8 protein-coding genes are annotated in these 7,919 nt (G+C 73.0%); 7 read left to right on the top strand and 1 reads right to left on the bottom strand.

What is annotated here, in order from left to right:
- The first annotated feature begins 103 nt into the window (after positions 1–103).
- Entirely contained in the window at positions 104–1,366 is a 1,263-nt protein-coding gene (gene mltG, locus ACFV6D_RS24155; RefSeq protein ID WP_380561097.1) for an endolytic transglycosylase MltG, read from the top strand.
- A gap of 160 nt (positions 1,367–1,526) precedes the next feature.
- Here the strand turns inward: mltG (ACFV6D_RS24155) and ACFV6D_RS24150 are convergent, their stop codons facing one another.
- The gene (locus tag ACFV6D_RS24150) at positions 1,527–2,009 is read right to left on the bottom strand and encodes a hypothetical protein (protein WP_380561096.1); all 483 of its coding nucleotides are present in this window, start codon (positions 2,007–2,009) and stop codon (positions 1,527–1,529) included.
- Between the two features lie 6 nt (positions 2,010–2,015).
- Between ACFV6D_RS24150 and mltG (ACFV6D_RS24145) the strand changes: the two genes are divergently transcribed.
- From mltG (ACFV6D_RS24145) to aroQ, 6 genes are all read left to right on the top strand, one after another.
- Positions 2,016–3,515: an endolytic transglycosylase MltG gene (gene mltG, locus ACFV6D_RS24145; protein ID WP_380561095.1), complete on the top strand. Its 1,500-nt coding sequence runs from the start codon at positions 2,016–2,018 to the stop codon at positions 3,513–3,515.
- A gap of 34 nt (positions 3,516–3,549) precedes the next feature.
- Entirely contained in the window at positions 3,550–4,380 is an 831-nt protein-coding gene (locus tag ACFV6D_RS24140; protein ID WP_363372750.1) for a shikimate dehydrogenase, read from the top strand.
- 209 nt (positions 4,381–4,589) lie between these two features.
- Positions 4,590–5,774 carry a chorismate synthase gene (gene aroC, locus ACFV6D_RS24135; protein WP_107452826.1) on the top strand — a complete coding sequence of 395 codons (1,185 nt, stop codon included), beginning with the start codon at positions 4,590–4,592 and terminating at the stop codon, positions 5,772–5,774.
- Positions 5,771–6,292 carry a shikimate kinase gene (locus ACFV6D_RS24130; protein WP_063346780.1) on the top strand — a complete coding sequence of 174 codons (522 nt, stop codon included), beginning with the start codon at positions 5,771–5,773 and terminating at the stop codon, positions 6,290–6,292. The genes aroC and ACFV6D_RS24130 overlap by 4 nt, the downstream gene beginning before the upstream one ends.
- Positions 6,285–7,376, top strand: a complete 1,092-nt coding sequence (aroB, locus tag ACFV6D_RS24125) for a 3-dehydroquinate synthase (RefSeq protein WP_063346779.1) — start codon at positions 6,285–6,287, stop codon at positions 7,374–7,376. Before ACFV6D_RS24130 ends, aroB begins: the two co-directional genes overlap by 8 nt.
- Positions 7,377–7,384: 8 nt before the next feature.
- A complete protein-coding gene (gene aroQ, locus ACFV6D_RS24120; protein WP_063350970.1) occupies positions 7,385–7,813 on the top strand; it encodes a type II 3-dehydroquinate dehydratase in 429 nt (142 codons plus the stop codon).
- Positions 7,814–7,919: the final 106 nt, after the last annotated feature.

Below are 7,919 nucleotides of genomic sequence, written 5' to 3'. Positions count from 1 at the left end.
GTCGGCGGACCGGCCTGAACAAACGACCCGTCGAGGGGTCCGTGCGGACGCGTCCGCACGGACCCCTTTCGAACGTTTCGGCACTGCCGAGGGGACGCGAGCCATGACCGACCAGGACTTCCACCCGGGGCTCACGCCCGGGCACCTGGGTGCGCCGGTGCTGGAACCGGAGGGCCGGCCCCCGGGCGCGCCCCGCATGCGCTCCGATGCGCCCGATCCGCACCGACGGCGTAACGGACTGGCCTGCGCGCTCACCGCGCTCGCCCTGGTCGCGGTGTTCGGCGGGGCGGGCCTCGCCGGGTACACCTGGTTCCAGGGGCAGCGCAAACCCCCGGCCGCCGCCGACTACGACGGGCAGGGCACCGGCAGCGTCCAGGTCTCGGTGCCGGAGGGCGCGGGCCTGTCCCAGATCGCGTCCGCCCTGGTCCGCAACGGGGTGGTGGCCAGCTCGCTCGCCTTCACCCGGGCGGCCAAGGGCAGCGCCGCGGCCGCCGGGCGGATCCAGCCCGGCACCTACACCCTGAAGCAGCGGATGTCGGCCGCGGCCGCGCTGACCGTGCTGATCGACCCGGCCAACGCCAACGGCCTGACCATCCCCGAGGGCTGGCGCGGCTACCAGATCTACGTGGCCATCGACCACAAGCTGCGTCTGCCGGAGGGCACCACCCAGCGCACCGCCCAGGAGCAGGGCGCCGAACTGGGCCTGCCGGACTTCGCCAAGGGCAGCCCCGAGGGCTACCTCTTCCCCGCGACGTACAGCGTCACCGACGGAACCACCGCGATCGACCTGCTGAAACAGATGGTGGAGCGGGCCGGCAAGGAGTTCAGCCGGGACGACGCGAACGTCGTCGCGCAGAACCTCGGCCAGAGCCTGTACGGGCTGGTCACCGTGGCCAGCATGGTCCAGGGCGAGGCCGACAACAACGAGGACATGGGCAAGGTGGCGCGGGTCATCTACAACCGGCTGGCCAAGGGCATGCCGCTGCAGCTCGACTCCACGATCAACTACGCGCTCGGCCGGTCGACCCTGAACACCACCGTCACCGACACCCGGCTGGACTCCCCGTACAACACCTACCTGCACCCGGGGCTGCCGCCCACGCCGATCTCCAACCCGGGGCGGCAGGCGATCACGGCGGCGCTGGACCCGGCGCAGGGGGACTGGCTCTACTTCGTCACCGTGAAACCGGGGGACACCCGCTTCACCGACAGCTTCGACGTACAGCAGCGCAACGTCGCCGAGTTCAACGCGAACCGGGCGTCGGCGAAGCCCGGCGCCTCGGCCTCGTCGTCGGCTTCGGCCGGTGCGTCGGCCCCCGACTCCGGGCCGGCGGCGCCGGAGCCCGAGCCGGGCGCGGGCTGGTGAGGTCGGACACTGACGGCACGTCCGCCCTGCCGGGGGCACGTGTGCGGTACGGTAACGTCTCCTCCCAGGCGCTGCGCTAGCACGCCGGTTCGAGAATCAGCCGGGACCGCGTCCCGGACGGCCGGTCCGATCCTCCGGCCGTCTTCGTCGGTTAAGGGGATCAATGACCGATCTGGGTCGGGGCTACGGCCCCCAGGGCTCTGAGCCGTGGCACCCCGGTGACCCCGGGTACGGCGGCCAGCAGCCGGTCCCCGGCCAGCAGGACGGCCAGTGGCAGCAGTATCCCCAGCAGGGCGAGCCGGTCCAGCAGTATCCCCAGCAGCAGGGCGAGCCGGCCCAGCAGCCGTACGGAGACGTGCAGCAGCAGGGGTATCCGCAGCAGCAGATGCAGCAGATGCCGCAGCAGGGGTACCCGCAGGGGTATCAGCAGCAGGGGTTCCCGGGCGGGCAGCAGCAGTACCCGCAGCAGCAGGTGCCCCAGCAGCAGATGCCGCCGCAGCAGCAGGGCTACCCGCAGCAGCAGATGCCGCAGCAGGGGTACCCGCAGCAGCAACAGCAACAGCAGCAGATGGCGCCGCAGGGGTACCAGCAGCTGCCCCAGCAGGGGTACCAGCAGCAGGGGTTCCCGGACGGTCAGCAGCAACCGGGCATGGCGCAGCAGCAGGGGATGTCCCCGCAGCAGCCCCAGCAGCCCCAGCAGCCTCAGCAGCCCGGTGCGCAGCAGCAGCCGGGCATCCCGCAGCAGGGCGCGCAGCCCGGGCGGCGGCGTCGCGCGGCGCCGGAACCCGAGCCGGCCGCGCCCGTCAGCGGCCCCGGCCCGGACGGCATCGACTGGGAGGCCGAGGCCGCCGCGCTGGAGGCCGGCGCCGATCCGGTCGGCGGGCACGCGCCCGAGGCCGACGAGTGGGACGGCCACCCGGACGGCTTCCAGGAGGACGGCCGTCACGAGGACGGCCACCACGAGGACGCCGAGTACCGCGACGAGGACGGCCACGCCGAACAGGAGGGCTTCCTCGGCGAGGAAGACTCCTCCCGCGACGCGCAGAAGAAGCGCAAGGAGAAGGGCAAGAAGTCCGGCCGCCGCAACGGCGGGGCCTGCCTGCTGGTCGCGCTGGTGCTGGTCGGCGCCCTGGGCGGGGCCGGCTGGTGGGGCTACGGCTTCTACCAGGACCACTTCGGCCCGCCGCCGGACTTCACGGGCGAGGGCGGCAGCCCCGTCCAGGTCGAGGTCAAGTCGGGTGCGGTCGGCGGTCAGATCGGCCTGGCGCTGAAGAGCGCCGGCGTGGTCAAGAGCGTCGACGCCTTCAGCAAGGCCTGCGACGCCGAGCCGAAGTGCAAGAATGTCCAGCCAGGCTTCTACTCGCTGAAGAAGGAGCTGCCGGCTGCCACCGCGCTGAGCGAACTGCTCAACGGGGCCGGCGGTGCGGCGCTGGTCATCCCCGAGGGCAAGACCGCCGCCGACATCTACACCCTGATCGACGGGAAGCTGAAGCTGCCGCAGGGCACCACGGCGGGTGTCGCCAAGGCCCAGGTCGGCAGTCTCGGCCTGCCGGCGTACGCGAACGGCAACGTCGAGGGCTTCCTCTGGCCGACCCGGTACAACATCGCCGACGGCATGAAGCCCGAGGACCTGCTCAAGCAGATGGTGAAGAACGCCACCGACAAGTACGCGACCCTGGACGCCGACGCGTCCAAGGTCGGCCTCAAGAACGCGTACGAGGTGGTCATCGAGGCGAGCATCCTGCAGCGCGAGGGCAACAAGGTCGACGACTTCGCCAAGATGGCCAGGACCATCCAGAACCGGCTGGCGAGCGATGCCGTGCGCCACACGCTCGGCATGGACACCACGCTGCAGTACTCGCTGGGCCGCAAGGACCTGGACAAGAAGGACATCAACGACGGGTCCAACAAGTACAACACCTACATCAACCCGGGCCTGCCGCCGACGCCGATCTCCAACCCCGGCGACGACGCGCTCAAGGCGGTGCTCAACCCGGCGGACGGCAAGTGGCTGTACTTCATCGCGATGTCCCCGTCCAACACCCTCTTCGCCGACACGGACAAGGAGCACGCCGCCAACGTCGAGGCGTACTGCCGGGCGGCGGGCCAGGGCTTCGACAAGGTCGGTCTCCACTGCACCACCAAGTAGCCGCCACCGCACCGCCGTTCACGGAGGAGCAGCGTTGACCAGCAAGCACCGGGCCGCCGTCCTCGGCTCGCCGATCGCCCACTCGCTCTCGCCGGACCTGCACCGGGCCGCCTTCGCGGCGCTCGGGCTGGACGGCTGGCGCTACGACCGCTTCGAGGTCGACGAGGCCGGCCTGCCCGGCTTCCTCGCCGGGCTGGACGAGGCCGAGTGGGCCGGGCTGTCGCTGACCATGCCGCTGAAGCGGGCGATCATCCCGCTGCTGGACGAGGTCAGCGCGACGGCCCGTGCGGTGGACGCGGTGAACACCGTGGTGTTCACCGCCGACGGGCGGCGCACCGGGGACAACACCGACGTCCCCGGGCTGGTGAACGCGCTGCGCGAGCGCGGCATCACCGAGGTGCCGGCCGCGGCCGTGCTGGGTGCCGGGGCCACCGCCTCCTCGGCGCTGGCGGCGCTGGCCCAGGTCTGCACCGGCGAGGTGACCGTCTACGTGCGCAGCGCGGAGCGGGCCCGGGAGATGGCCGAGCTGGGCGAGCGGCTGGGCGTCGCCGTGCGCACCGCCGACTGGGAGCTCGGCGCGCAGGCGCTGGCTCGGCCGCTGACCGTCTCGACCACGCCGGTCGGTGCGACCGACGCCTTCGCCGGGGCGCTGCCCGCCGCGCCGGGGGCGCTGTTCGACGTGCTGTACCACCCGTGGCCGACGGCGCTGGCCGCCGCCTGCGCCGCGCGCGGGGCGACCGTCCTGGGCGGGCTGGACCTGCTGGTGCACCAGGCGGTGCTGCAGAGCGAGGCCTTCACCGGGCGGGCGCCGGGGCCGCTGGCGGCGATGCGCGAGGCGGGCGAGAAGGCCCTCGCCGGGCGCTGAGCCCGCGCCGGTGGCCGGATCGCGCCGGCCACCGCCCGGCCGGCTGGCCGGAATCGTGCCGACCACCGTCCCGCCGACTGACCGACCACCGTCCGTCACGCGGACTGGGCCTCCGGGTGCCGCCGGGACGTGAAAGGATTCAGGGGAAAAGGCACGCCCGGGCGGGCCCCGGCAGGTGCCGTGGCCGGTCCGCTGATGAAGGAGCTCCGTTGGGTACGTTGCGCTGGCTGACGGCGGGGGAGTCGCACGGCCCCGCACTCGTCGCGACGCTGGAGGGCCTGCCCGCCGGTGTACCGGTCACCACCGCGGTGGTGGCCGACGCGCTGGCGCGCCGCCGGCTCGGTTACGGTCGCGGCGCACGGATGAAGTTCGAGCAGGACGAGGTGACGTTCCTCGGCGGCGTCCGGCACGGCGAGACCATGGGCAGCCCGGTGGCGGTCATGGTCGGCAACACCGAGTGGCCGAAGTGGGAGCAGGTCATGTCGGCCGACCCGGTCGACCCCGAGGTGCTGGCCGGTCTGGCCCGCAACGAGGCGCTCACCCGCCCCCGCCCCGGCCACGCCGACCTGGCTGGCATGCAGAAGTACTCGATCGACGAGGCCCGTCCGATCCTGGAGCGCGCCAGCGCCCGTGAGACGGCCGCCCGGGTCGCGCTCGGTGCCGTCGCCCGCGCGTACCTGAAGGCGACCTGCGGGATCGAGATCGTCAGCCACGTGGTCGAGCTGGCCGCCGCCAAGGCCCCGGCCGGTGTGCTGCCGCTGCCCTCGGACGAGGCGCGGCTGGACGCCGACCCGGTCCGCTGCCTGGACGCCGACGCGTCGAAGGCGATGGTCGCCGAGATCGACCAGGCCCACAAGGACGGCGACACCCTCGGCGGCGTGGTCGAGGTGCTCGCGTACGGCGTGCCGGTGGGTCTGGGCTCGCACGTGCACTGGGACCGCCGGCTGGACGCCCGGCTGGCCGCCGCGCTGATGGGCATCCAGGCGATCAAGGGCGTCGAGGTCGGCGACGGCTTCGAGCTGGCCCGGGTGCCCGGCTCGCAGGCGCACGACGAGATCGTCCCGACCCCCGAGGGCGTCAAGCGCACCTCCGGCCGCTCCGGCGGCACCGAGGGCGGCCTGACCACCGGCGAGGTGCTGCGGGTGCGTGCCGCCATGAAGCCGATCGCCACCGTGCCGCGGGCGCTGCAGACCCTGGACGTGCGCACCGGCGAGCCGGCCAAGGCGCACCACCAGCGCTCGGACGTCTGTGCCGTGCCGGCCGCCGGGATCGTCGCCGAGGCGATGGTCGCGCTGGTGCTGGCCGACGCGGTGAGCGAGAAGTTCGGCGGTGACCACGTCTCCGAGACCCGCCGCAACGTGCAGGGCTACCTCGACAACCTGATCATCCGATGACCGTTCCGGTCGTTGTGCTGGTCGGCCCGCCCGGCAGTGGCAAGTCCACCGTCGGGCGGGCCCTGGCCGAGCGCCTGGGCGTCGGCTTCCGGGACACCGACGCCGACATCGAGGCGTTGGCCGGCAAGCCCATCCCGGAGATCTTCATCGACGAGGGCGAGCCGCACTTCCGCGAGCTGGAGGTCCGGGCCGTGCGCACGGGCGCCACGGAGCACGACGGCGTCCTGGCGCTCGGCGGCGGCGCGGTGATGGCCGAGGCCACCCGCGCCCTGCTGCGCGAACTGCCGGTCGTCTTCCTGGAGGTCCCGCTGGCGGACGCGGTCAAGCGGGTCGGCCTGGACGCCCCGCGCCCGCTGCTGGCCATCAACCCGCGGGCCCGCTGGCGCGAGCTGATGGAGGCCCGCCGGCCCCTCTACCTGGAGGTGGCCACCGCCGTCGTCGACACCGCCGGCCGCACCCCCGAGCAGGTCGCGGACGCCGTACTGGAAGCACTGGAGCTGAAGACCCCCCATGACTGACCCCATCGTCAGGATTCACGTCGGCGGCAGCGCCGGCCACGACCCGTACGACGTGCTGATCGGGCACCAGCTGCTCGGCGAGCTGGCGCCGCTGATCGGCACCCGCGCCAAGCGGGTCGCGATCATCCACCCCGAGGCGCTGGCCGCCACCGCCGACGCCATCCGCGAGGACCTGCTCGGCGAGGGCTACGAGGCGATCGCGCTGCAGGTGCCCAACGCCGAGGACGCCAAGAGCGCCGAGGTCGCCGCGTACTGCTGGTCGGTGCTCGGGCAGACCGGCTTCACCCGCAGCGACGTCGTCGTCGGCCTCGGCGGCGGCGCCACCACCGACCTGGCCGGCTTCGTCGCCGCCACCTGGCTGCGCGGCGTCCGCTGGATCTCCATGCCCACCACGCTGCTCGGCATGGTCGACGCGGCCGTCGGCGGCAAGACCGGCATCAACATCGCCGAGGGCAAGAACATGGTCGGCGCCTTCCACCCGCCGGTGGGCGTGCTGGCCGACCTCGACACCCTGGCGACCGTGCCCAAGCACGACTACGTCTCCGGCCTCGCCGAGGTCATCAAGTGCGGCTTCATCGCCGACCCGGCCATCCTCGACCTGATCGAGGCCGACCCGGAGGGCGCCAAGACCCCGGACGGCCGGCACACCGTCGAGCTGATCCGCCGCGCCATCCAGGTCAAGGCCGACGTGGTCTCCGGGGACCTCAAGGAGTCCGGCCGGCGCGAGATCCTCAACTACGGCCACACCCTCGGCCACGCCATCGAGCGCAACGAGCGCTACAAGTGGCGGCACGGCGCCGCGATCTCCATCGGCATGGTCTTCGCCGCCGAACTCGGCCGCCTGGCAGGCCGGTTGGACGACGAGACGGCCGACCGGCACCGCACCGTGCTGGCCTCCGTCGGGCTGCCGCTGCGCTACCAGGCGGACGCCTGGCCGAAGCTGCTGGACGCCATGAAGATCGACAAGAAGTCGCGCGGCGACCTGATCCGCTTCATCGTCCTGGACGGCCTCGGCAAGACCTCCGTCCTGGAGGGTCCCGACCCGTCCCTGCTGGTCGCCGCCTACGCGGAGGTCTCGGCGTGACCAGGGTCATGGTGCTCAACGGCCCCAACCTCGGACGGCTCGGCAGCCGCGAGCCGGACGTCTACGGCGCCACCTCCTACGCCGGGCTGGTCGAGCGCTGCACCGCGCTCGGCAAGGAGTTCGGCTTCGAGGTCGAGGTGCACGAGACCAACTCCGAGCAGCAGATGGTGGAGTGGCTGCACGAGGCGGCCGACGGCAAGGTGCCCGTGGTGATCAACCCGGGCGCGTTCACGCACTACTCGTACGCGATGCGGGACGCCGCCTCGCAGCGCACCGCGCCGCTGATCGAGGTGCACATCTCCAACCCGTACGCCCGGGAGACCTTCCGGCACACCTCGGTGATCGCCGCGGTGGCCTCCGGCACCATCGCGGGATTCGGGCTCGGCTCGTACGAGCTGGCCCTGCGCGCCCTGGCCGAGCAACTCACCACGCGCTGACGCCTGGTCAGGGGGGGGGGGGCCGGGGGGGGGGCGGCGCGCCCGCGCCGCGGGGATGGTGCGCGCGAGAGGTGTGGGGGGGGGGGGGTGTCACAGACTCCCCGGG

It is taken from the genome of Kitasatospora sp. NPDC059812 (assembly GCF_042732075.1).
In the GTDB taxonomy this organism is placed as follows: Bacteria; Actinomycetota; Actinomycetes; order Streptomycetales; family Streptomycetaceae; genus Kitasatospora.
Note: the sequence above shows the minus strand (reverse complement) of the source record. Positions and strands in the feature narration are given on the sequence as shown.

Bases quoted from the DNA above. Each gene is read 5' to 3' on its own strand.
- ACFV6D_RS24130 (WP_063346780.1), top strand. From the start codon at position 5,771: ATGACCGTTCCGGTCGTTGTGCTGGTCGGCCCGCCCGGCAGTGGCAAG.
- mltG (WP_380561097.1), top strand. From the start codon at position 104: ATGACCGACCAGGACTTCCACCCGGGGCTCACGCCCGGGCACCTGGGT.
- mltG (WP_380561095.1), top strand. From the start codon at position 2,016: ATGGCGCAGCAGCAGGGGATGTCCCCGCAGCAGCCCCAGCAGCCCCAG.
- aroQ (WP_063350970.1), top strand. From the start codon at position 7,385: ATGGTGCTCAACGGCCCCAACCTCGGACGGCTCGGCAGCCGCGAGCCG.
- aroB (WP_063346779.1), top strand. From the start codon at position 6,285: ATGACTGACCCCATCGTCAGGATTCACGTCGGCGGCAGCGCCGGCCAC.